This is a genomic window from Macrococcus animalis (assembly GCF_047425875.1).
GTDB lineage: Bacteria > Bacillota > Bacilli > Staphylococcales > Staphylococcaceae > Macrococcoides > Macrococcoides animalis.
Genome location: NZ_CP179727.1, coordinates 2110975 through 2134261, shown reverse-complemented (window position 1 = coordinate 2134261; position 23287 = coordinate 2110975). Strand labels below are relative to the sequence as shown.

The window sequence follows — 23287 nt, the reverse complement described above, 5'->3', positions numbered from 1 at the left end:
TTTTATTCCTCCTTCATCGCTTTAAAAGTTGTAATCGCATGTCCTGCAAGTAAATGATCCGGTTGAATCTCAACAACACGTTCAAATGCTGCAATTGCTTCATCGATATTTTCGTTCATCATATAATCTGCTAATGCTTTATTGTATAGTGCATCTGTATGATCTGGATCATCACTTAATACACGTTGTAATGTCTTTGATGCTTCTTCAAACATATTCATTTGGCACATCACTAACCCGTACTGGAAAGTGATTTCCGTGTCATCAGGTTTCAGTTCATTCGCACGCATTAAAAAAGGTAATGCTGAAGCAAAATCACTTAAATTCACAAACGACATACCTAGCATATAATACGTATCACCATCTTCTAGTCCATTTTCAATCGCTTTATGATACAATTTCACCGCTTCATCAAAGCGATCCTCATTGTAATAAATATTTGCGAGTCCATAATATGCCCCGCCATGTGTTGGGTCTACTGTAATTGCCTTTTGAAAGAAACGTTCAGCCTCTATCGGTTGATTTGAATCGAGAAGAATCGTACCGACATTGATATAGTGGGTTACTTCCTCAGGTTCAGTATCAATCGCTTGTACTAAGATTTTTAGTGCTTCTTCGTATTGTTTATTTTCTATGAGTTGCATTAATTGATTATCGTCCATCATCGTTCTCCTCAGTCTTAGTCATTGTTATATTATATCAAAAAATAAAAAAGAAGACATCGCTGCCTTCTTTAAAAATTATTGTGATACAACGTATTCTAATTGACCAGAATTTTTGAATACATCATCAATTGTAGCACCGCCAAGACATACTTCATCTTGATAGAATACAACGGCTTGACCTGGTGTAATTGCTCTAACAGGCTCAGCAAAAATGACTTTCACTGTATTATCATCGATATGTTCAATCGTTACTTTCGTATCTTTTTGACGGTATCTGAATTTTGCAGTACATTCAAAGCCATTTGATAAATCAACAGGATTAATAAATGATACGTCAGAAGCGATTAAGTAATCACTATACAATGCATCATGATCAAAACCTTGTTCTACATATAAAACATTTTCTTTTAAGTTCTTACCGACCACAAACCATGGATCTCCATCGCCACCTATACCTAATCCGTGACGTTGACCAATCGTATAGTACATTAATCCAGAATGTTCACCCATCTCTACGCCATCTAATGTCATCATTTTACCGTTTTGTGCAGGTAAATAACCACTTAAGAATTCTTTAAAGTTACGTTCACCGATGAAGCAAATGCCAGTTGAATCTTTCTTCTTCGCTGTTGCTAAGTCATGTTTAATAGCGATTTCACGTACTTCTGGTTTTTGTAAGTGACCGAGTGGGAACATGACATGTTGTAATTGTTCTTGTGATAATTGGTTTAAGAAATACGTTTGATCTTTGTTGTTATCAACACCACGTAACATTTCAACCGTACCATCATCATTACGACGCATTTGCGCATAATGACCTGTTGCAACATAATCTGCCCCTAAAGCCATAGCATGATCTAAGAAAGCTTTAAATTTAATTTCTTTATTACACATAACGTCTGGGTTAGGAGTTCTACCTTTTTTGTATTCATCTAAAAAGTAAGTGAATACTTTATCCCAATATTCTTTTTCGAAGTTTACAGCATAATATGGAATACCGATTTGATTACATACACGAATGACATCTTCGTAATCTTCAGTCGCTGTACATACACCAAATTCATCAGTGTCATCCCAGTTTTTCATAAATATACCGATCACATCGTATCCTTGTTCTTTTAACAGTAAAGCTGTGACTGAGCTATCAACGCCACCGCTCATCCCTACAACTACTTTTGTATTTTCATTTGTCATTTCATCTACTCTTTTCTATTCATTTCATAAATTTTTTTGATTTGTTCTGCGATATACACTACCTCTTCTTCAGTATTCTGATGAGAGAAACTAAAACGTATCGATTGTTTCGTTCTTGGATGTTCTCCAAACATTGCTGTTAAGACATGACTCGGTTCTATACTTCCAGCAGTACATGCTGAACCACTCGATACGTAAACACCATTCATATCTAATATTGTAAGCATCTTCTCTACATCACTAAACGGAAAGTAAAGGTTTGTAATATGTGGCAATGTTATATTCATATCCCCGTTCATCTCAAAAGGAACCTCATTTGACTGTAATGCGTTGATAAACGTTTGTTTTAAATTGGCAAGATGCACATTTGATGCTTCAATATTTTCAGTTACAAGTTCAAGTGCTTTTGCCATCCCAGCAATATATGCAATGTTTTCTGTACCCGCACGACGTTTCGTCTCTTGTGCGCCTCCAAGTTGTTGAAACTGAATTGGTGTCTTATCTTTAACATATAATAAACCTACACCTTTGGGGCCATAAAACTTATGCGCTGTTACCGTAAATAAATCCACGTTTAGTGCTTTTATATCAATTGGCATATGACCAATCGTTTGAACACCATCTGTATGGAATAATGCTTGATGGTCCTTAAGTAATTCAGCAATCTCATCAATTGGCTGTACCGTGCCGACTTCATTATTCCCAAACATAATAGAAACTAGAATGGTATCATCTCGTAATGCTTGTTTCAATGTATCGATTGAGATAAAACCTTTTGCGTCAACAGGCAAGTAAGTAACGTCAAAACCTTCTTTTTCAAGCTGCTCGAAAACATGCAATACCGAATGATGCTCTATAGAAGTGGTAATCAAGTGCTTACCCATATGCTGATTCTGGTATGCAACACCTTTTATCGCTAAATTATTCGATTCAGTCGCTCCACTCGTAAAAATAATCTCTCGTGGTGTCGCATTTAATGTTTTAGCAATGATTGAACGCGCTTGATCTAAAATTCTACGCCCATCACGTCCAACATTATGAATTGAAGAAGCATTACCAAAATGATCCCTCAGTACCTTCGTAATTTCTGCGACCACGTCTGGTGCGACATTTGTTGTTGCTGCATAATCTGCATATACCTTCATAGTTTGAGAACATCCTTTCGATTTTTTCAATAACTTATCTTAACACCCTTTAAGAAAAAAAACTATCAAATTTGCTCAAATGTAAAAATTGTAAAGATTCACATTTCGAAAAATATTTCGGCGATTTTCAACTATATATATGTAGGAGGAGATTATGTGCAAAATATCATTTTAGAAATATTGAATAGTAGAGATGCTTACTTTAATCAAATTAAAAAACTAGAAAAATTAAGATTAGGTGCACTTGGAGAAAAAATGGTACGGGAAATGATTGAAGGATTTGATTGTATTGACGCAATACACGATATCTTTTTTGAAGTAGATAGCAGTTATTTTCAAATCGATCATTTGATTATTAATGGCAATCATCTTATCGTATTAGACGCAAAATATTATAGTAGTGATGTCTTTATTAAAGGTGGCGATTGGTATTGTGAAGATTTGCAAATTAGAGATCCTCTGAAAAGTTTAAATACGACAGTGACACAACATATGAAAAAATTGCTTTATCAAAATGACATTAACTTAAAAATAACAGGCTATATGGTTTGGTGTAATGAAAATACTTATATATACGGACTCGATAAATCATTACCGATTATTCAATATAACAGACTAGACTTATTTTTAAGAAATTTACTCAGACACCGCATATCAATGCATTCGACAGATGAACTATATGAATTAAGATCTAAATATAACCCGTTCTTAAAACACTATCCAGAGAAAATCGATGAAATGCTGACTGGTTTAAATTGTCCTAATTGCTTTAGCCTACTCGGAGAACGCACGAAAAAGAAATATCACTGTCGTAGTTGTGGAGAAAGTCACTATTTAGAGGAAGTCGTATTTAAGAACCTGCAGTTCTATTGCTTGGTTAAGGGAGAGAATAATGTTGATATTTATGATTTCCACCGTTTTATTAATATGTCTATTTCAGTTCGAACTTTAAATGATTATTTAAAGAAATGGATATATTCAAGTACAATTAAATATATAAAGAAACGACATTATTTTCTTATTGATAGTCTATTCTTCGAGAAATAGCGGTAACTATTATTGATGATTGGCTATTCCGCTAGTACTCATTAGATTTAGCGGTACTATTATATTGGAGTTATAGATACCGCTAAAACTAGCACATATTAGCGGTATCTTTATTTTTGTATTTTCAATTCCGCCAGTACTTGTCAGAATAAGCGGTATATTAACCTACCGTAAAGTGATTCCGCTAGTACTAACAAATCTAATCGCCATCCTATCCACACACAAGCAAAAAACTACCATTATTCCCGACCTAAGTGCTAAACTATCGGTACTAAAATAAAAGGAGATTTATCAATGTCTAATATTAATGTTCCGATATCAATTCTGAACCTAGCACCTGTAAGAAAAGGAGATACAAATAAAGATGCAATCAATCAATTAGTTTCACTTGCGCAACTTGCAGAAGAATTAGGCTACAATCGTTATTGGATTGCTGAACATCATAATACCCCAAGTCTTGTCAGTTCGGCAACTACAATTCTAATGTCCCATGTTCTACAGCATACAAACTCAATTCAAGTTGGTTCTGGTGGTATTATGTTACCGAACCATGCACCGCTTGTTGTTGCTGAACAAATTGGTACGCTCGCAACAATTTATCCTAACCGTTTAAATTTAGGTTTAGGTCGCGCGCCTGGTACAGATATGATGACCGCAAGTGCCTTACGTCGTGATCGTCATGATAGTGTATATACTTTCCCTGAAGAAATTCAAGAGCTATTAAAGTATTTTGGCCCTGAAGAAAAACAAGGATTTGTTAAAGCTTATCCTGGTGCTGATACAAATGTACCTATTTATGTATTAGGTTCATCAACTGATTCAGCTCATTTAGCAGCTCGTCTTGGTTTACCTTATGCATTCGCTGGTCACTTTGCACCAGAGCAAATGAAAGAAGCAATCGCAATTTATCGTAACTTATTCCAAAAGTCAGAATACCTAGATAAACCTTATGTTATGGTTGGAACAAATATTATCATTGGTGAAACAGACGAAGAAGCTAAGTATTTAGCAACTTCAACACATCAATTCTTCTTAAGTGTTGTACGTAACTCTCGTCTTCCGCTTCAACCTCCTGTTGAAGATATGGATGCACTTTGGACACCACAAGAAAAACAAATGGCAATGTCTCGTACAAGAACTGGTTTTGTCGGTTCAAAAGAAACGGTTAAAAAAGAACTTCAAGCCTTCCAAGATGAATTTAATGTTGATGAATTCATTGTTGTAAGTTATATATACGACCTCGATAAACTTCATCAAAGTTTCAAATGGTTAAAAGAAATCACAGATGAAAAATAGTTATCGCATATGCGATAACTATTTTTTCTTTTGTCTAAATAATTCTTTTGACTTATAACCTTCAGCTAAAATTGCATTCATTTCATCGATACGTTTTAATTTTGTCTTTTCTTGCTTTGCACTGAATACATAACGCGCCCAATCTCTTTTATAACCAGGCGTCAAACTTTCAAAAAATTGAACGACATCTTCATTTAATAAGGGCAATATATCTTGTATTTGATCTTCATAATCAGCTACACATTGACTGGCCGCTTTAGAAACTACACGGTTAGGTAAATGCTTGATTCCTACAACAGTGAATACTTCATCCATCGCTACCATTCGGTTAAATTTATAATCTGTACCCTCAATATAGCCGTCTTCCATTACTTTTAATGCTGGGAATATTTCATCACGATGTACAAATGTTTTATATTTCTTATTACCTTTCTTTGGATAAGCAACAAATAAATAACCCGCATTGTTAAGTCCGTTTACATTTAAACAACTTTGAACTATATTAATAAAACCATCAATATCCTCAACAAATGCAAAAATGATATCATGGCTTCCTTGAATACTTTTATGATTATCAATAAATAAATCATAATCCCCTGGTTGATTTACGACATAAATCTCTTTATCTTCAATTTTTAATTTTTTTAAAATTGACATAACAATCACCTAAATATAGAACATATAACCTTCTATAATATCCTCTTCCTTATAATTCATTAAATCTTCTAAAGTCGTCTCGTCCAAAACCTTCTTAACTGCATCACGAATATCTATCCATAGTTGCTTTTGCGCAGGCGGTTCATCCTCAATACCTTCTACAGGAGTAATTGGGCCCTCTAACAATCGAATAATATCAGCAGCAGTAACATCTTTAGGGGCTTTCATTAACATATAACCACCTTTTGCTCCTCGGACACTCTTAATTAGACCTGCATTACGTAATGGGCCCACTAGTTGTTCTAAATATAAATCACTCAGCTGATTTTCTTCAGCAATAATTTTTAACGATACAGGCTTGGTTTGATAGCGCTGCGCTAACGAAATCATTAAAGTTAACCCATATCTACCTTTAGTTGAAATTTTCATTTTCATACGCCCCTTTTCAATAAATCAATTTTATCACATTTTGTAGAAAAATAAGGTACACTTTTGCTAAAGGAGTGAATAATTTGGAACCTTTAGCGTATAGAATGCGTCCTTCCTCAATTGATGAGGTCATTGGACAAAAACATCTCGTAGGTGAACGAGGCATCATTAGAAGAATGGTCAATGCCAAAAGACTATCTTCCATGATACTTTATGGGCCACCTGGAGTTGGTAAGACTAGTATTGCCAAAGCAATTGCAGGTAGTACTGCAGTAAAATTCAGACAACTGAATGCTGTAACCAATACGAAAAAAGATATGCAAATCATTGCAGAAGAAGCTAAAATGAGTGGACAAGTCATTCTACTGCTCGACGAGATTCATCGACTTGATAAAGGCAAACAAGATTTTCTGTTACCGCACTTAGAAAATGGACAAATTATTTTAATAGGTGCAACTACGAGTAATCCATATCATGCAATTAATCCAGCAATAAGATCAAGAACACAAATCTTTGAGCTTCATTCATTAACAGAAGAAGATATTAAAACAGCTTTAATCCGAGCAATTAACGATAAAGAAAATGGTTTTGGCAATGAAAATATTGAAATTGAAGATGGAGCAATCAACCATTTCGTCCAAAGCGCACAAGGTGATATTAGAACTAGCCTAAATGCTTTAGAACTAGCAATCCTGTCATCTGAAAGTAAGAATCCTATTAAAATTACTTTAAAAGACGCGAAAGATTGCTTACAAAAATCAAGCTTTCAATTTGATAAAGATGGAGATATGCATTATGACTTAATGAGTGCCTTCCAAAAGTCAATTCGAGGAAGCGATGTAGATGCAGCTCTTCATTACTTAGCTCGACTCATCGAAGGTGGTGACTTACCCACAATTGCACGTAGACTTCTTGTTATTAGTTATGAGGATATTGGTCTATCAAGTCCTTCTGCTGGTAGTAGAACTCTTGCTGCCATTGAATCTGCAGAACGACTTGGTTTCCCAGAGGCTCGTATACCTCTCGCACAAGCTGTCATTGAACTCTGTTTATCACCTAAATCAAATTCAGGAATAATGGCCATCGACTTGGCACTTTCTGACGTAAGAAGTGGTAAAATTGGTGCAATTCCTAAACACTTAAAGGATGCTCATTATCAAGGTGCTAAAGAATTAGGGAATGGAGTAGATTATCAATATCCACACAATGCTGATTCAGGATTTATTCCTCAGCAGTACTTACCAGACACTATGAAAAAGAAACAATATTATATTCCTAAAACAACGAGTAAAGCTGAAAATCAATTCAAACAAATATATGATAATATAAAGCACCAACAAAACAAGCATTGAGCAAAATTACACTCAATGCTTGTTTTCATTCTCTTTAATTTGCAACGTCACGTTTCTTGAAAATCCATGCCGCAATTGCTGTAATAATAACCAGAATTACGATATTATACGTTAAACTAAACACGAATGATAGATCTTTATCTACTAACTCTGTTGTATTATTTGGTAAGTATTGAGATAAGTCCCAGTTAGCTGGCCATAAATATTCAAGTAACTTCGTTTTTCCCTGCAAAAACATAATTACTAAATCTCCAAAGAACATTAATGCAAAAGTTACACCTAAACTTAATGCTGTATTTTTGAAGATGACTGATAATGCATAAGCAACAATTGCAAACGTCAAAATAAAAATTAGATTCGCAAATAATTGTTGACCGAGTAATTCAAATACATTTATCATTTTCATTCCTTTTTTACCTTGAACAGCTAATTCAGCTGTCGGATTCAATTTACTAGTAAATAAACCTATGATTGCACTCACTAAGTACGTAAATAATAAGAATATAAGTGACGCTATCATTAAGAAAATATATTTTGAAAAAAATATTTTCAATCTTGAAGCAGGTCGTATCAGTAATAATTTTATTGTTCCCTGTTGATGTTCACGGGCCATTAATCCACTACAGATTATTATCATCATAATCGTCACTAAAGATGCAAATCCACCCGTGTCTAATAGGTTTTGATAAAAGTTATTTGTGGGTGGCGGCTGTACATCTTTCTTTAAATAAAATTGCAACTCTTCCAAACGTTTCCCTAGAGTCATTTCATCTGTTATTTCTTTAAATGATTTTTTATCTTGAGGTTTTTTAGCAATTTCAGCTAAACGTTTCTGATATTTTGTAATATCTTCTTTTACTTCTGTTTTCCATTGATCAGAATATGCTTTATTATCTTCTTTACTGCCAAACTGCATATTTAAAATAACACCTAAAAGCATAAATGCAACTATTATTCCGAGCATAATGTATGTTCCAAGACGGTTAAAATATTTATTAAATTCATTGATAACTAGTTTAAGCAATGCTACCGCCTCCTTCTTTCGTTAATTCCATGAAGCGATCTTCTAATGATAATTTCTCTTTTGTTACACCGTATATATCAACATTTGCTTTCACTAAATCACGCACAAGTTGCGGAACATCTTTAGAAGCAATATCAACTGCAACAATATTCTCGTTGATTTTAAATGAAATACCTTTTTCATTTAAAAACTTAACTGCTTGGTCAACAGGATATACATCAAAATCATGTTTTACAATATCGTTTGCTGTAACAGTTGTGTTAACATCTTCTATACGAATCATTTTGCCATTTTGAATAATTCCAAATCGATCACACATTAATTCCATTTCACTCATTAAATGACTCGAAACAATCACTGACATATTCTCTTCACGTGCTAATCGTTTGATATAATCACGAATCTCACGAATACCCGCTGGATCTAAACCATTCGTAGGTTCATCTAGAATTAATATCTTCGGTTTATGCAATAAGGCTTGAGCCAAACCTAAACGTTGACGCATACCTAAAGAATAACGACCAACTTTTTCTTTAATACGGTTTTCTAATCCGACTAATTTTACTACTCTATCGATATCTTCTTTTTTTATTCCGTCTTGCATTCTTGCAAACTGCTTCAAGTTTTCTAAACCAGTTAAAAATGGATATAATTCAGGATTCTCAACTATAGCACCAATTTCTTTCATCACTTCACTACGATTCGTTAACACTGAACGTCCAAATACTTTAATATCCCCTGAGGAAGGTGACGTAAGACCAACAATCATACGAATTGTAGTTGTTTTCCCAGCACCATTAGGTCCTAAAAATCCGAAAACCTCACCCTTTTTCACTTCGAAGTTTAAATCTTTGATAATATGTTTCTTGTTAATCGTTTTGTTTAAATGACTTACTTGTAAACTATAATTTCTTTCTTCCATTTTTACACCTCCAATACAACAATCATACACTATAAAATCAATGATTTTCTAAAACGAGCATAGATTTAAGGTAAATTTAAGGTTAGTTTAAGAGGCTGACAACAAATTGATTAGATGCAAGCAAACTGGAGACAAATCTTAAAAATAAAAAGGCTGCTGAACTTAAGTTCAACAACCTTTAAACGGCGCTTTCGATGCATGCCTCGTCAAAATTCAGCACCCTCTTCGTAATCAAAGAGCGATTTCTTGATGGCCCTTCCAATTTGTTCGGTCCTAAACGCATCGAAAACAGCCTTATTATTTATCCTTTACTCTTACTAGTGGAAAATCTTTCAATATATCATTGACAACCCAGCTCGCACAGATTAATCCTACTACACTTGGAACAAATGCATTACTTGAAGGTGGCATTTGTGCCTTACGTACAGGCGCATCTGCATTCCCAACGTATTCTTTTACGTCCTCACGAATAACAATTGGACTTTCATCACTAAATACAACTGGTATACCTTTTTGAATACGTTCTTTCTTCAATTTTGTTCGTATCACTTTTGCCATAGGATCTGTATGTGTTTTTGAAATATCCACAATCTTAAATCTTGTTGGATCCGTTTTATTTGCAGCGCCCATACTTGAAATGATTTTTATATTTCTTTTTAAACATTCTTTCATTAGGTGAATTTTAAACATAATTGTGTCACTCGCATCTACTACATAATCGATTTCATATTTAAAGATTTCTTCATATGTTTCATCTGTATAAAACATATGTAACGGTGTGACTTTACATTCCGGATTAATCAACTTAATTCGCTCTTCCATCAATGTTACTTTCGATTGGCCAACAGTTGTCGTTAATGCATGTAACTGACGATTGATATTTGTAATATCTACATCATCTTTATCAATTAAAATAATATGTCCAATGTTTGTTCTTGCTAAGGCTTCCGCTGCAAATGAACCGACGCCACCAACACCCAATATCATAACAGTCTTATTATTTAATGCGTCCAATCCTTCTTTACCATAGGCTAATTCATTTCTAGAAAATTGATGTTTCATTTTATTTCTCCATTTCTTATATTCATTAAATATATCCTACCATATTACTATGACTTAATCATTACAAAATAAAAAGACGAGAGACAAAAGTCTCTCGCCTTACGATAGTATCCAAGTGAGCCGTCATTTCAAGTGTTGATCATTTTGGCCTGCTATAAACAGGTGGGTGTCCCGTTTCTAATTTTGCAAGTCCTCCAGTTGAGGCGTGTGCGCTAAAAGAAAACCTATTAGACTCCCGATCAGAAAGTGTTAGGTCAAAATAGAATAAACAAACATCGAACTCTTCAGATACCTATCTTATGTCTATATAATAGCATATATTTTATGAATTGCAACTATTTCGTTTCTTCTTTTTCGTCTTCTTTAATTTTTAAAGCAATGTGTAAATCATCTAATTGCGCTGTTTCAACAGTACTTGGTGCTTCAGTTAATAGGTCAGTCGCAGAAGCTGTTTTAGGGAATGCAATGACATCGCGTAAGTTTGTACGACCTGCAAGTAACATGACCATTCTATCTAAACCTAAAGCAATACCGCCATGAGGTGGTGCTCCAAATTTAAATGCATTCATTAAGAAACCGAATTGATTTTCCGCTTCCTCTTTAGTAAAGCCTAATGCTTCAAACATTTGTGCTTGTACTTCTTGATTGTGAATACGGATTGACCCTCCACCTAACTCGTAACCGTTTAAGACAACGTCATATGCATTTGCTTCGGCAGCTTCTGGATTAGATTTCAATAATTCTAAATGTTCAGGTTTAGGTGCTGTAAATGGGTGATGTGCCGCAAAATATCGGTCTAGGTCTTCGTCATATTCAAATAATGGCCAGTCCGTTACCCATAAGAAATTGAATTTATTCTCATCAATTAATCCTAGATCTTTTCCTAACTTATTACGTAAATTAGCAAGACTTGCATTCACAACAGATGATTTATCAGCAACGAATAAAACTAAGTCACCCGTATTCGCTTCAGTTAATTCAAGTAATTCAGAAGTAGTCGTGTCATTAAAGAATTTCGCAATTGGACCATTCAACCCTTCTTCTATTACTTTTACCCAAGCTAATCCTTTCGCTCCGTAAATTTTTGCAAATTCTTGTAATGCATCAATGTCTTTTCTTGAATATTTATCTGCAACACCTTTAAGTACAATTGCTTTAACTGCTCCTCCATTTTTCACAGCTTCACTGAAGACTTTAAAATCCATTTTTGATGCTAAATCATTTAATGTTTTTAATTTCATATCAAAGCGTGTATCTGGTTTATCGATACCGTAATCACGCATTGCTGCTTCATATGTCATGCGTGGAAATGGTGTTGAAATTTCAATGCCTTTTACATCCTTCATAATTCGTGAAAGCATACCTTCATTCATCGCCATTACATCTTCTTGATCAACGAAGCTCATTTCAATATCAATTTGCGTGAACTCAGGTTGACGATCAGCACGTAAATCTTCATCACGAAAACATTTTACGATTTGATAATACTTATCAAAACCACCAATCATTAATAATTGTTTAAAGATTTGTGGTGATTGTGGTAATGCAAAGAATTTTCCATCTTGTACACGTGAAGGTACTAAATAGTCACGTGCTCCTTCAGGCGTTGATTTTGTTAATACAGGTGTTTCAACTTCATAAAATCCTGCTTCATCTAAATAATTACGAACTGCACGTGTAATTTGATGTCTCATTTTAAATGTATTTGCCAGGGGTTCACGTCGTAAATCTAGATAACGATATTTTAAACGTACATCTTCAGAAATATCAGTTTCCGCTTCAATTTGGAACGGAGGTGTTTCAGATTTATTAATAATGTTAATTTCAGCAACTTGAACTTCAATTTTTCCTGTCTTAATTTTTGGATTAACAACAGACGCATCACGTGCTGTCACTTTACCTTTAATTTCAATAACATATTCTGAACGAACCGTTTCAGCAATCGCTAACGCTTCACTAGAGAAATCTGGATTAAATACAATTTGTACTATACCTTCTCTGTCACGTAAATCTATGAAAATTAACCCGCCTAAATCACGTCGTTTTTGTACCCATCCTTTTAAAACTACTTCTTGATTAATATATTTTTCAGTGACTAAGCCACAGTATGTCGTTCTTTTCTCCATTTTATTTCTCTCCCTTAATAAATAATGCTAATTTTTCAATATCAATTTCAGTACTCTCGCCAGTAACCATAGATTTCACATTGATTTTACCACTCTCAAGTTCGTTGGATCCTAGTACTATTGTATTTTTTGCATTAATTCGGTCAGCTTGTTTCATTTGGCCTTTCATTTTACGATTTAAGTAATCAATATCCGCTTTAATACCATTATTACGTAATTGAGCTAATATTTTAAAGCCTGCATCAACAGTTTCAGGCATTGTAACAATATATAAATCAATACTATTCTCAATATCAAGTTCAATATTTTCAGCTTCAATTGCTAATAATAATCGTTCAATACTTAAAGCAAATCCAATCCCCGTCTCTTTCGGACCATCTAACATCTCAAGTAAACCATTGTAACGTCCACCACCACATAATGTTGTAATTGCTCCAAATCCTTCTGCATCACTCATTACTTCAAATGCAGTGTGTGTATAATAATCTAATCCACGAACAAGATTTGCATCTTCTACATATGGAATTTCTAGAATATCTAAATAACGCTTTACTTCATTGTAGTAATTTAATGAGTAATCATTTAAATATTCAGTAATTTTTGGTGCATTGTTTACTGATGGTTGTTCACGATCAACTTTACAATCCAATATACGCATAGGATTTGTGTGTAATCGATTCTTACAGTCATTACAGAAATCTTCAATATGTGGTTCGAAGTGATCAACCAACGCATTTTTATACGAATTTCGACTTTCAATATCTCCAATTGAATTTAATACAATCTTGATGTGCTTCAAGCCAAAAGATTTATATATTGTGTGAATCATGTGAATGACTTCAGCATCCATTGCAGGATTTTCTGCACCAATCGCTTCAACTCCAAATTGTACGAATTGACGATATCGTCCCTTTTGTTTACGTTCATACCTGAACATTGGTCCGTTATAATATAATTTAATCGGCTGATTTGCATCACCATTCATCTTATTCTCAATATAACTTCTCACAACTGCAGCAGTACCTTCTGGTCGAAGCGTAATACTACGATCTCCTTTATCTTTAAATGTGTACATTTCCTTTTGTACTATATCTGTTGTATCACCTACACCACGTGCAAATAAATCTGTCGATTCAAAGATAGGTGTACGAATTTCTTTATAATTAAATGATGCCGCAATTTCATGTAATCTGTCCTCTATATGACGCCATTTAGGAGTTTCTGTTGGCAAAATATCTTGTGTCCCTCTTGGTATATTAATCATGAATTTTCCTCCTTAAATAATAAAAACGTCCCTTATGCATCATAAATAATGCATAAGGGACGTAAAATTTTCCGTGTTGCCACCCTAATTGGTACTAAGTACCCACTCAAGTACATTTAACGCATGTAAAACGGTGATATTCTCATATCACAGCCTCATCTATTGTTACATCTTATAAGTATTTATCATCTAATTTCAGCAAGATAGATGTCTCTATTCAATAAATTTCTTATAAATGATAGACTAAAACGGCAGTTGTTAAGTTTGAATAGGTCTATATTACTAAGTTAATATACTAAAGTCAAGTTAATATAAAAAGTAATTACGTAAGCCATCTACGATACTCGTAGTTATAATTTGACGGTAAACTTTATTATTCATTAATTTTTCATCTGTTGGATTACTAATATAACCAAGTTCAAGTAATACTGCTGGCGTCTTCGTTTGACGAATTACTTGGAAATTATCTTGTCGTACACCTCGGTCTGATAGTAAGGCTTTTTGATTGATAGCCATATGCAAAGTATCCGCTAAAACTTTTTGATTTTCATGATGATAATAAACTGTCAGTCCATGTGGACTCGATGATTCAAGCGCGTCTGCATGTATACTTAAAAATACATCTGCAACACCTTTACGGTTTTTCAACTTTACATATTCATCATTATTTCTGGTCATTATTACACTCGCACCAACATTTTCAAGTTTTTGTTTTAACATTAAACTTGTTCTGAGCGTAATATTTTTCTCTATCGTTCCATCTTTACTTGAAGCACCTTGGTCATTCCCCCCATGCCCTGGATCGATCATGATTACTTTACCTTTAAAAGGATTTGCACCAGTTACTTTATCCTTTTTAATATTCAAATTCGTATGCCAGCCTGCAATCCAACCTTTTTTCTCACCATTATCAACGTAATACCACTTGCCCGTCTGTTTTAAAATTTTGAAGTCTTCACCTTTTTTCACATCAAAAATAATTGGGTAAAAAGCTTGCGGACCTGTACGTAATGAACCATTTTCAATCATTGATAATTGCGTGGGTTCACTAGTCTGCTTAGAATATATGTAAAATAATAAAATGATAATAATAATCGTTAATAATGAAAAAAAAGCAATGCGTAATGGTCTAGAACGTTGAAAAGGTCTTAAATCAATTTTTTTCATTGTATTTTTCCCTCAACACTTTCAAAAGAAATTGTTACTGGACCATCATTAATTAACGATATATCCATCATTTCTCCAAATGCGCCAGGGTATACTTCTAAATCATAACTCTTTAGTATTTCATTAAATTGTTCATACATCTTTTGAGCAATAATCGGTGGTTTAGCATCTGTGAAACTTGGACGATTGCCCTTTTTTACATTTGCATATAGCGTAAATTGTGAAATAGATAATATTGAACCCCCAACATCATGTATAGAGAGGTTCATCTTACCTGCTTCATCTTCAAATATTCGTGTATTAGCAATTTTTTTTGCGACAACTTTTAAATCTTCTTCTGACGTATTTACCCCTATACCCACAAATAAACAATATCCATTGCCTATTGATTGATAATAATCTCCAGCAGTCACTGATGCTTTCTTTACTTTTTGTAAAATAACACGCATGCCTTACACCTCAATTTAATATCCTAGTTACAGTGTATATATCACCTAACTGCTTAATTTTATCTACTACACGCATTAATTCTGTAACATTTTTCACCATGATACTTATGTTTATTTTTGCATTTTTATCTATATCTGCCTTACCAGATACTTGAGTTAGCTTCGTTTTCGTTGCGTTAACCGCTTGTAAGACCTCATTTAATAGTCCTAATCGATCATATGCAGTAATTTCAAGATCCACTTGATACGTTTTAATATCACTAGCTTTTACCCACTCTACATCAATTAAACGTTCTGTCTCATTAACTACATTTGGACATTCAGAACGATGGACCTTCACACCATGCCCTTTCGTAATATATCCAACAATAGCATCGCCAGGAACTGGATTACAACATTTCGATAATTTAATCAACATGTTGTCCATACCCTCAACATATACTCCTGTTTCTGTTTGAATATCTCTTTTTACGTTTAATGTTTTACTTACTTCCTGAACTTGGTTTAACTTTTGCTCTTTTTCTTTTATTCTGTAGCGTTCTGTTAATTTATTTACCACAGCAGATGCAGTTAAGCCCCCGAAGCCAACTGCAGCATATACATCATCAATACTAGTAAAGTTATATTTATTAATAACAACAGAAATATTTTCATCTACCATGATTTCATCGATATTTATACGTTGTTCTTTTAATTCAGCTTCAATCATGAATTTTCCTTTTTCAACATTGCTTGAACGGTCTTGTTTCTTGAAGAAACTTTTAATTTTGCTTTTTGCACTTGCCGATTTACAAATCTTTAACCAATCTCTACTTGGTCCATAAGAATGTTTCGAGGTTCTGATTTCAATAATATCACCAGTTTGTAGTTCATAATCGATTGGAACTATTTTACCGTTAACTTTTGCACCAATCATTTTATTTCCGACTTCACTGTGAACAGCATAAGCAAAATCAATTGGCACTGCGCCAATTGGCAATTCAACGACATCACTCTCTGGTGTAAAGACATAAACTTTATCTGACTGTAAATCATATTTTAGAGATTCCATAAATGCTTCTGCGTCAGGAGAAGTTGAATCTGTTTCTTCGATTTCTTTCATCCAACTCATATTACTTAAACTCTTTGCTTCATCAGGATTTACAAGTGTTTTACCCTCTTTATATGCCCAATGAGCCGCAACCCCATGTTCTGCAATTTCATGCATTTCATACGTTCTTATTTGGATTTCTAAAGGATCACCATTAGGCCCAACAACTGTCGTATGTAGCGATTGATACATATTTGGTTTAGGCATCGCAATATAATCTTTAAATCGACCCGGCATTGGTTTCCATAATGTATGAACTAAACCTAGCACGGCATAACAGTCTTTAATTGAACTGACAATAATACGAATCGCTAATAAATCAAAAATTTGATCAAATTGTTTTTTCTGTTTAACCATTTTACGATAAATACTGTATATGTGTTTCGGACGACCCGTTATTTCTCCATTGATACCAGTGATACTCATTTCTTTATTAATGTTTTCAATAGCATTTTCTATATATGCTTCACGTTCACTACGTTTCTTCTTCATCAAATGCACGATTCTAAAATATTGTATGCTGTCAATATAGCGCAATGAAATATCTTCTAATTCCCACTTAATCGTGTTTATCCCGAGACGATGTGCTAATGGAGAATAAATTTCTAATGTCTCCTTTGCAATACGCACTTGCTTTTCATGGGGCATTGCTTTTAGTGTACGCATATTGTGTAACCTATCGGCTAGTTTCACTAATATAACACGTACGTCTTTTGCGATAGCAATAAATAACTTTCGATGGTTTTCAGCTTGTTGTTCTGCTTTAGAACGATATTTTACTTTTTCTAATTTCGTTACACCATCAACAATATAAGCCACCTCTTCATTAAACATTGCCTTTAAGTCTTCATAGGTATATGGCGTATCTTCTACAACATCGTGTAAGAAACCCGCGACAATTGTTGGTCCATCTAGTTTCATTTCTGCTAATATACCCGCAACTTGAATCGGATGCATTATGTATGGTAGACCATTTTTACGGAATTGACCTGTGTGGGCTTTTTCGGCAAGTTGATAGCTTTTGACAACGAATTGATAATCCTCATCTGATAAGTATGCTTTTGTCATCGCAAGGACATCGTCTTTAGTATATGGATATTCATTGTTCATTCTATCACCACCTATTTTTATAATGTATTAATAATACTATAATTTATATGATTTTTAAATGAAATATAAAAAAAGACTGAGTCTATTTATTACTACCCAATCTTTTTATACAAAATCTATTTATTCATCATCGTACTCGACTAATGTTAATACATCGTATCCTTTTAATTTATCCATTCCTTTTAGATATTTTAAGTCTATAATAAATGCAATTCCTGCAACGATTCCACCTAATTGTTCAATTAAATGAATTGTTGCTTCTATTGTACCACCCGTCGCGAGTAAATCATCTGTAATTAATACACGTTGACCCGGTTTAATAGCATCTTGATGCATTGTTAATACATTACTCCCGTATTCTAAATCATATTCGTATCGAATCACTTCACGTGGTAATTTCCCTTCTTTTCGAACTGGTGCAAAACCAATACCCATTGCATAAGCAACTGGACAACCGATAATGAATCCACGTGCTTCAGGTCCCACTACAATATCAATTTGTTTTTCTTTAGCAAAGTTAACAATTTGATCTGTTGCATAAGAATATGCTTCACCATTATCCATTAATGTTGTAATATCTTTAAAGCTGACACCTTCTTTTGGCCAATCTTTAACTTCTGCAATATACTTTTTTAAATCCATTATTAGTGCCCCCATGGTTGTATCATTTATTTTTTTCATTATACTACTTGATTTGTGATTTTAAATTATCAAATGTTGAGAATAAAAAATTCTGTTCTAATTTTAATTCGTTTAATCTTTCTTTGTACGTTTCAGAAGACTGAATTTCTGCTTTTTGAATCGACTCATTTAAACGAAATGTTAAATCCGTTTGATGTATGAAGTTTAACTCTTTGTAAACATCTAACATAAAGAGTAGCGTTTCTGCCTTAACTTTTAATAAATCAATGATATAACCACCATCTGTTTTTAAATCAATTTCAGGCTTCATTCTAAAGCATTTAAATAATAATTTAAATTTATCGATACTCGGCATACCTTCAAAGTAAATTTGATTTTTTTTATGAAAAATAAAATATACTGTTTCAGCATCAATTGCCTCAAATGTTTTTTTGAAGCTGTCAAATGAATCTGGCATGTCTCTGAATACTATTTTATCATGTCCAAACACAGATTCGCCATAGTAATAATAAAATTCATTAAGTTTCGTTTGACTTGGGTGTATTACATAAGCAACTTGTTCATCCTTTAAAAATGCAAATTTTCTAGGATGTGCATTACGAAAATCAACCATCTTCACGTCTTCTGATTGCATCGCCGTTACTACCATTTGAGGAGAAACATTTCCATTCCATTCGTTTAATTGTAATGCCCCAGCAAGATTCACTTCTGTTCCTGCTGGAAACTCATTGATTAATTCTCCTTGTTTCCACATTAAACAATTTAAGTCAGACATTGTTTTAAATTTCAAATGTGCCGCATTTTGACCAATTTGCTTAATATCACTTATTGTCTGATTAAATAATCCTATGACTGGTGCTTTAAAATCAGTACCGAAAGGACGTAATAAATCCATATCACTTATATTTTTTACTGATATATCGCTTATATCAACGATAGTATCTATATTGATTTGAGCCGTAATGGGTGCTTCATCTAATATACTTTCCATATATAGATTGATGCTGCGTTCTAACTGTTCAATATTATCAATCGGTAAAGTCATTCCAGCTGCCATATGATGCCCACCAAATTTTGTAATTAAATCACGTGCCTGATCAAGACTTTCATACATTGAAATCTGTTCAACACTACGAGCCGATCCTTTTGCATAGTCATTAACATAATCAATATTCAAGACAATCGTCGGTAAGTTATATTTTTCAACGATACGACTAGCAACAATTCCTAATACTCCTTCATTCCAATTTTCTTTTGCTAACACTAAGAATCTATTCCCATTGCTAATTTTTTCTTCAGCTTCTATCATTGCTTCTGTCGTAATCTTTTCAACAATCGCTTTTCTTTCAGCGTTATATGAATCTACCTGTTCTGCAATCCATACCGCCTCTTCATTATCATCTATCATCAATAATTCTGCCGCTATTCTAGCATCATCTAAGCGACCTACAGCATTCAATCTAGGTCCTATGACAAACCCAATTGTTTCTTCATTCACTTCACCTGAATAATTTGCCTGTTTTAAAAGTGCAGCGACACCGACTGGAGGCGATTGATTTAATATCCTCAACCCATGTTTAACCATGGTTCTATTTTCCCCAGTCATTGACACCAAATCGCTGATTGTTCCAATCGTTACAAAAGGTAAGTAACTGTCATCTGATTCACCAAGCAATGCATGACTTACTTTAAATGCAACACCGACACCTGCTAAATGTTTAAATGGATAATCCCCATGTGGATGCATCGGATGAATAATGGCAAAAGCATCAGGTATGGTCTCACCAATTTCATGATGATCTGTAATAATTACGTCTATACCGAGTTCATTTGCAACTTTGATTTCATCATGGCCCTGTATTCCATTATCCACAGTTATAATTAGCTTTACACCTTCTTCAGCTGCTTGACGAAAAGCATCTTCATTTGGACCATAGCCTTCAGAAAAACGGTTAGGAATATACCAACCTACAATTGCTCCCATCGACTCCAATGTCTTTACGAGCACCGTTACACTCGTCACACCATCAGCATCATAATCACCATATACTAATATTGGCTCATTATTCTCTATTGCAAATTTAATTCTCGTAACAGCTTTCTCCATGTCAAATAGAAGGTAAGGATCATGAATCATACCTTCAGAGAATATTTCATTAAGTTGATGCTCAGTTACAATATTACGTGCATTTAATATTTTTGCATTGATGTTAGAGATTTTATATTTATTAATCAAGTCTTCAGGAATTGTATTTTTTATCCTAGACACTTGCCACTGCATTTTCTTCATAACAATCCCCCTACACTCTTGAATTATACATGAAGGCATTCATTTTAGAAAATGAATGCCTCAAATTAGTCCAATTTTTTATCGAGTTTTTTTATCACATCATAATAAATATTTATAGCAGTAAAAATCGATTCTTTATCGTATTTCATTTCAGGGTGGTGTAACCCATGATTCATATTGCAACCAATACCAAGCATCGTCGTTTTAATATTAGGTAACGCATTTGAATACGTATGGAAATCTTCAGCACCAGGTGTCACAATTGTTTCAATATAATCATGTTGTTGCTCTCTTAATACTTCTGCCAAGATATTCTTTGCTTCTTCACTAATATCTGCAGCTACCGTATTGCTCGTATAATAATACTTTAATGTACAATCATATTGTGCACGTACCAATTCACAAATCATATCAATATTATGCTGTAATATTTGCATCGTATCATTGTATTGCGCACGTACATCAAAGACACAGTTCACTGTGCCTGGAATAGTATTATGAGTACCACCTAACGTTTCTATAGTCGTCATTTTAACCGAGAATGAGCGATCATACTCATTATTTAAATTTTTGATTTGTTGGTTTAAATCCATTGCGACATCTATGCTGTTGATTGATTCCCAAGGACGCCCAGCATGTCCCTCAGTCGTTGTAATGTCGACATGTAATGTTGCACTAGCGCCATGTTGAATACTGCTTGAGAATTCGTTTCCTTTTAATTCATTTTTCGGTCGTACATGCATACCAAACATGTATTCAACATTACTTAATATATCATGTTGTAATACATATTTAGCACCACTACCTGCTTCTTCAGCAGGTTGGAAAATAAATAACAAATTATATTTAGGCTTGTAATTGGTTATCTTCAGTTTTAATAATAATCCAATTAATGTGGTCATATGTGCATCATGACCACATGCATGAATCACCTTTAAACCCTCTTCAAAGTTATACGGCAGTGCATCGATATCACTTCTAAATGCAATCGTCTTATCAATATCCCCAGGGATTTTAATATAAAGCCCAGTCTTATTAAAACGCTTTACTTCATAATCTTCTTTAAACAACTTCTCGATATATTTTGTCGTTCTTTCCTCATCCCAACTCACTTCTGCTCTTAAATTTAACTCACGATTAATATCTAATATCTTGTCATGAAAATCTGTATTATCCATTTCTATCCCCTTTATACTTTTCATCTTTATATTAAAAATATTATTAATTATTACGAGTGATTTACAAAATCCTCACATCTCAAATTGCTTTACTGTTAACGATTCTAAGGCTCTTTCATTAATCTTAATTCCTAAACCAGTTGCCTCACCCAAATCAACATACGGAATATCATATTTTAAATCCCCGATATCTTGACTAAATAAAAGTGGACCTGTTAGTTCTGTCGATTTAACATTCTTTAAAGCCATTGCTGTATGATAACCTGCTGCACTACCAATTGATGATTCAACCATCGAACCAATTTGACATTCAATACCTAAACTTTCAGCAACTCGAATAAGTTTTACAGCATTATGTATACCACCACACTTCATTAATTTTACATTCAATAAATCAAAGTGAGGTGTTTTTAACCTTGCTAAATCATTGACATCTTTAATCATTTCATCGGCCATTAAGCTTACATTCATGTGATCAAATAAATATTTCATACCATCAATATCATAATATTTCAACGGTTGTTCAATCCACTTTAACTTTGGATCATGTATAGTATTTATAGCTTGTACAATCGCTTTTGGATTTGACCAGGCTTGGTTACAATCTACACGTACTTCAGCATCTGTATCTTTAATATAGTCTAAAATCTGTTTTAATTTTTCAATATCATCATTTATATTTCCGCCTAATTTAACTTTAATCACTTTATACCCAGCTAAAAGTAATGAATCAATATCTTTTCTAGTTTCATCAATTGACTTTACACTTAATACTTTTGCATAATCTAACCTTTCAACCGTCTCGCCACCAAGTAATTGATAAATTGGTAAATTCGCTTGTTTGCCTAAAATATCATATAAAGCTATATCAATACTTGATTTTAATGCAGGATTACCAATAATCATTGTATCCAATTTATTGTGCATTGCTTCAATATTTAAAGGATTCTCTCCAATAAGTTGTGGTGCTATTAATTCTAAATTTGCATAAATCCCCTCTGCACTTTCACCTGTTACATGTTCGTCTGCTACTCCTTCTCCATAGCCTACAAGACCAGTATCTGTATGAATTTCAACAATAATTGAATGCATGCTATCATACGTTGCATAATTGATAATGAATGGTTCTTTCAAAGGTAGCTTTATATAATATCCCTTAATCTTAGTAATCTTCATAA

At 33.7% G+C, this 23287-nt stretch carries 20 protein-coding genes and 1 other RNA gene; 3 read left to right on the top strand and 18 right to left on the bottom strand.

Going from position 1 to position 23287, the window contains the following annotated elements:
- Positions 1 to 2: 2 nt before the first annotated feature.
- The 3 genes from ACMGE9_RS11240 to ACMGE9_RS11230 all read right to left on the bottom strand — a co-directional run bounded on the left by ACMGE9_RS11240 (position 3) and on the right by ACMGE9_RS11230 (position 3004).
- Positions 3 to 665, bottom strand: coding sequence for a tetratricopeptide repeat protein (locus ACMGE9_RS11240; protein ID WP_414042857.1), 663 nt, complete (start codon positions 663 to 665; stop codon positions 3 to 5).
- Positions 666 to 740: 75 nt separating this feature from the next.
- Positions 741 to 1859: a tRNA 2-thiouridine(34) synthase MnmA gene (mnmA, locus tag ACMGE9_RS11235; RefSeq protein WP_414042856.1), complete on the bottom strand. Its 1119-nt coding sequence runs from the start codon at positions 1857 to 1859 to the stop codon at positions 741 to 743.
- A 5-nt stretch (positions 1860 to 1864) separates the two neighbouring features.
- On the bottom strand, positions 1865 to 3004 hold the full coding sequence (locus ACMGE9_RS11230) for a cysteine desulfurase family protein (RefSeq protein ID WP_414042855.1): 1140 nt from the start codon (positions 3002 to 3004) through the stop codon (positions 1865 to 1867).
- 156 nt (positions 3005 to 3160) lie between these two features.
- On the opposite strand from ACMGE9_RS11230, the gene ACMGE9_RS11225 reads away from it, so the two are divergent.
- Positions 3161 to 4051: an NERD domain-containing protein gene (locus tag ACMGE9_RS11225; protein WP_414042854.1), complete on the top strand. Its 891-nt coding sequence runs from the start codon at positions 3161 to 3163 to the stop codon at positions 4049 to 4051.
- 294 nt (positions 4052 to 4345) lie between these two features.
- Positions 4346 to 5347 (top strand): LLM class flavin-dependent oxidoreductase, encoded by a 1002-nt coding sequence (locus ACMGE9_RS11220; RefSeq protein WP_414042853.1) that lies wholly within the window; start codon positions 4346 to 4348, stop codon positions 5345 to 5347.
- A gap of 18 nt (positions 5348 to 5365) precedes the next feature.
- Here the strand turns inward: ACMGE9_RS11220 and ACMGE9_RS11215 are convergent, their stop codons facing one another.
- Positions 5366 to 6004: a YdeI/OmpD-associated family protein gene (locus ACMGE9_RS11215; RefSeq protein WP_414042852.1), complete on the bottom strand. Its 639-nt coding sequence runs from the start codon at positions 6002 to 6004 to the stop codon at positions 5366 to 5368.
- A 9-nt stretch (positions 6005 to 6013) separates the two neighbouring features.
- A complete protein-coding gene (gene cymR, locus ACMGE9_RS11210; protein ID WP_414042851.1) occupies positions 6014 to 6433 on the bottom strand; it encodes a cysteine metabolism transcriptional regulator CymR in 420 nt (139 codons plus the stop codon).
- Between the two features lie 104 nt (positions 6434 to 6537).
- On the opposite strand from cymR, the gene ACMGE9_RS11205 reads away from it, so the two are divergent.
- Complete coding sequence (locus ACMGE9_RS11205) at positions 6538 to 7785, top strand: replication-associated recombination protein A (protein ID WP_414044496.1); 1248 nt, start codon at positions 6538 to 6540, stop codon at positions 7783 to 7785.
- A gap of 34 nt (positions 7786 to 7819) precedes the next feature.
- Here ACMGE9_RS11205 and ACMGE9_RS11200 read toward each other — a convergent pair whose 3' ends face one another.
- The 13 genes from ACMGE9_RS11200 to ACMGE9_RS11140 all read right to left on the bottom strand — a co-directional run bounded on the left by ACMGE9_RS11200 (position 7820) and on the right by ACMGE9_RS11140 (position 23285).
- Positions 7820 to 8809 carry an ABC transporter permease subunit gene (locus tag ACMGE9_RS11200; protein ID WP_414042850.1) on the bottom strand — a complete coding sequence of 330 codons (990 nt, stop codon included), beginning with the start codon at positions 8807 to 8809 and terminating at the stop codon, positions 7820 to 7822.
- Entirely contained in the window at positions 8802 to 9731 is a 930-nt protein-coding gene (locus ACMGE9_RS11195) for an ABC transporter ATP-binding protein (protein ID WP_414042849.1), read from the bottom strand. The genes ACMGE9_RS11200 and ACMGE9_RS11195 overlap by 8 nt, the downstream gene beginning before the upstream one ends.
- 297 nt (positions 9732 to 10028) lie before the next feature.
- Positions 10029 to 10793, bottom strand: coding sequence for a ThiF family adenylyltransferase (locus tag ACMGE9_RS11190; protein WP_414042848.1), 765 nt, complete (start codon positions 10791 to 10793; stop codon positions 10029 to 10031).
- A gap of 104 nt (positions 10794 to 10897) precedes the next feature.
- Positions 10898 to 11087, bottom strand: a non-coding RNA gene (gene ssrS, locus ACMGE9_RS11185) — 6S RNA.
- Positions 11088 to 11128: 41 nt separating this feature from the next.
- The gene (aspS, locus tag ACMGE9_RS11180; RefSeq protein ID WP_414042847.1) at positions 11129 to 12919 is read right to left on the bottom strand and encodes an aspartate--tRNA ligase; all 1791 of its coding nucleotides are present in this window, start codon (positions 12917 to 12919) and stop codon (positions 11129 to 11131) included.
- A 1-nt stretch (position 12920) separates the two neighbouring features.
- Complete coding sequence (gene hisS / locus ACMGE9_RS11175) at positions 12921 to 14183, bottom strand: histidine--tRNA ligase (protein WP_414042846.1); 1263 nt, start codon at positions 14181 to 14183, stop codon at positions 12921 to 12923.
- Between the two features lie 306 nt (positions 14184 to 14489).
- A complete protein-coding gene (locus ACMGE9_RS11170) occupies positions 14490 to 15350 on the bottom strand; it encodes an N-acetylmuramoyl-L-alanine amidase (RefSeq protein WP_414042845.1) in 861 nt (286 codons plus the stop codon).
- Entirely contained in the window at positions 15347 to 15799 is a 453-nt protein-coding gene (gene dtd, locus ACMGE9_RS11165; RefSeq protein ID WP_414042844.1) for a D-aminoacyl-tRNA deacylase, read from the bottom strand. The genes ACMGE9_RS11170 and dtd overlap by 4 nt, the downstream gene beginning before the upstream one ends.
- 10 nt (positions 15800 to 15809) lie before the next feature.
- Complete coding sequence (locus ACMGE9_RS11160) at positions 15810 to 17999, bottom strand: RelA/SpoT family protein (protein WP_414042843.1); 2190 nt, start codon at positions 17997 to 17999, stop codon at positions 15810 to 15812.
- 120 nt (positions 18000 to 18119) lie between these two features.
- Positions 18120 to 18641, bottom strand: coding sequence for an adenine phosphoribosyltransferase (locus ACMGE9_RS11155; protein WP_414042842.1), 522 nt, complete (start codon positions 18639 to 18641; stop codon positions 18120 to 18122).
- Positions 18642 to 18684: 43 nt separating this feature from the next.
- The gene (gene recJ, locus ACMGE9_RS11150) at positions 18685 to 20931 is read right to left on the bottom strand and encodes a single-stranded-DNA-specific exonuclease RecJ (protein WP_414042841.1); all 2247 of its coding nucleotides are present in this window, start codon (positions 20929 to 20931) and stop codon (positions 18685 to 18687) included.
- Between the two features lie 65 nt (positions 20932 to 20996).
- Positions 20997 to 22109 carry an amidohydrolase gene (locus tag ACMGE9_RS11145; RefSeq protein ID WP_414042840.1) on the bottom strand — a complete coding sequence of 371 codons (1113 nt, stop codon included), beginning with the start codon at positions 22107 to 22109 and terminating at the stop codon, positions 20997 to 20999.
- Between the two features lie 72 nt (positions 22110 to 22181).
- A complete protein-coding gene (locus ACMGE9_RS11140) occupies positions 22182 to 23285 on the bottom strand; it encodes a mandelate racemase/muconate lactonizing enzyme family protein (protein WP_414042839.1) in 1104 nt (367 codons plus the stop codon).
- Positions 23286 to 23287 lie beyond the last annotated feature (2 nt).

Excerpts from the sequence above, each read along its gene's own strand:
- ACMGE9_RS11240 (WP_414042857.1), bottom strand. The coding sequence starts at position 665 with ATGATGGACGATAATCAATTAATGCAACTCATAGAAAATAAACAATAC.
- mnmA (WP_414042856.1), bottom strand. The coding sequence starts at position 1,859 with ATGACAAATGAAAATACAAAAGTAGTTGTAGGGATGAGCGGTGGCGTT.
- ACMGE9_RS11230 (WP_414042855.1), bottom strand. The coding sequence starts at position 3,004 with ATGAAGGTATATGCAGATTATGCAGCAACAACAAATGTCGCACCAGAC.
- ACMGE9_RS11220 (WP_414042853.1), top strand. The coding sequence starts at position 4,346 with ATGTCTAATATTAATGTTCCGATATCAATTCTGAACCTAGCACCTGTA.
- ACMGE9_RS11215 (WP_414042852.1), bottom strand. The coding sequence starts at position 6,004 with ATGTCAATTTTAAAAAAATTAAAAATTGAAGATAAAGAGATTTATGTC.
- cymR (WP_414042851.1), bottom strand. The coding sequence starts at position 6,433 with ATGAAAATTTCAACTAAAGGTAGATATGGGTTAACTTTAATGATTTCG.
- ACMGE9_RS11205 (WP_414044496.1), top strand. The coding sequence starts at position 6,538 with ATGCGTCCTTCCTCAATTGATGAGGTCATTGGACAAAAACATCTCGTA.
- ACMGE9_RS11195 (WP_414042849.1), bottom strand. The coding sequence starts at position 9,731 with ATGGAAGAAAGAAATTATAGTTTACAAGTAAGTCATTTAAACAAAACG.
- ACMGE9_RS11190 (WP_414042848.1), bottom strand. The coding sequence starts at position 10,793 with ATGAAACATCAATTTTCTAGAAATGAATTAGCCTATGGTAAAGAAGGA.
- aspS (WP_414042847.1), bottom strand. The coding sequence starts at position 12,919 with ATGGAGAAAAGAACGACATACTGTGGCTTAGTCACTGAAAAATATATT.
- hisS (WP_414042846.1), bottom strand. The coding sequence starts at position 14,183 with ATGATTAATATACCAAGAGGGACACAAGATATTTTGCCAACAGAAACT.
- ACMGE9_RS11170 (WP_414042845.1), bottom strand. The coding sequence starts at position 15,350 with ATGAAAAAAATTGATTTAAGACCTTTTCAACGTTCTAGACCATTACGC.
- dtd (WP_414042844.1), bottom strand. The coding sequence starts at position 15,799 with ATGCGTGTTATTTTACAAAAAGTAAAGAAAGCATCAGTGACTGCTGGA.
- ACMGE9_RS11160 (WP_414042843.1), bottom strand. The coding sequence starts at position 17,999 with ATGAACAATGAATATCCATATACTAAAGACGATGTCCTTGCGATGACA.
- ACMGE9_RS11155 (WP_414042842.1), bottom strand. The coding sequence starts at position 18,641 with ATGGATTTAAAAAAGTATATTGCAGAAGTTAAAGATTGGCCAAAAGAA.
- recJ (WP_414042841.1), bottom strand. The coding sequence starts at position 20,931 with ATGAAGAAAATGCAGTGGCAAGTGTCTAGGATAAAAAATACAATTCCT.
- ACMGE9_RS11145 (WP_414042840.1), bottom strand. The coding sequence starts at position 22,109 with ATGGATAATACAGATTTTCATGACAAGATATTAGATATTAATCGTGAG.
- ACMGE9_RS11140 (WP_414042839.1), bottom strand. The coding sequence starts at position 23,285 with ATGAAGATTACTAAGATTAAGGGATATTATATAAAGCTACCTTTGAAA.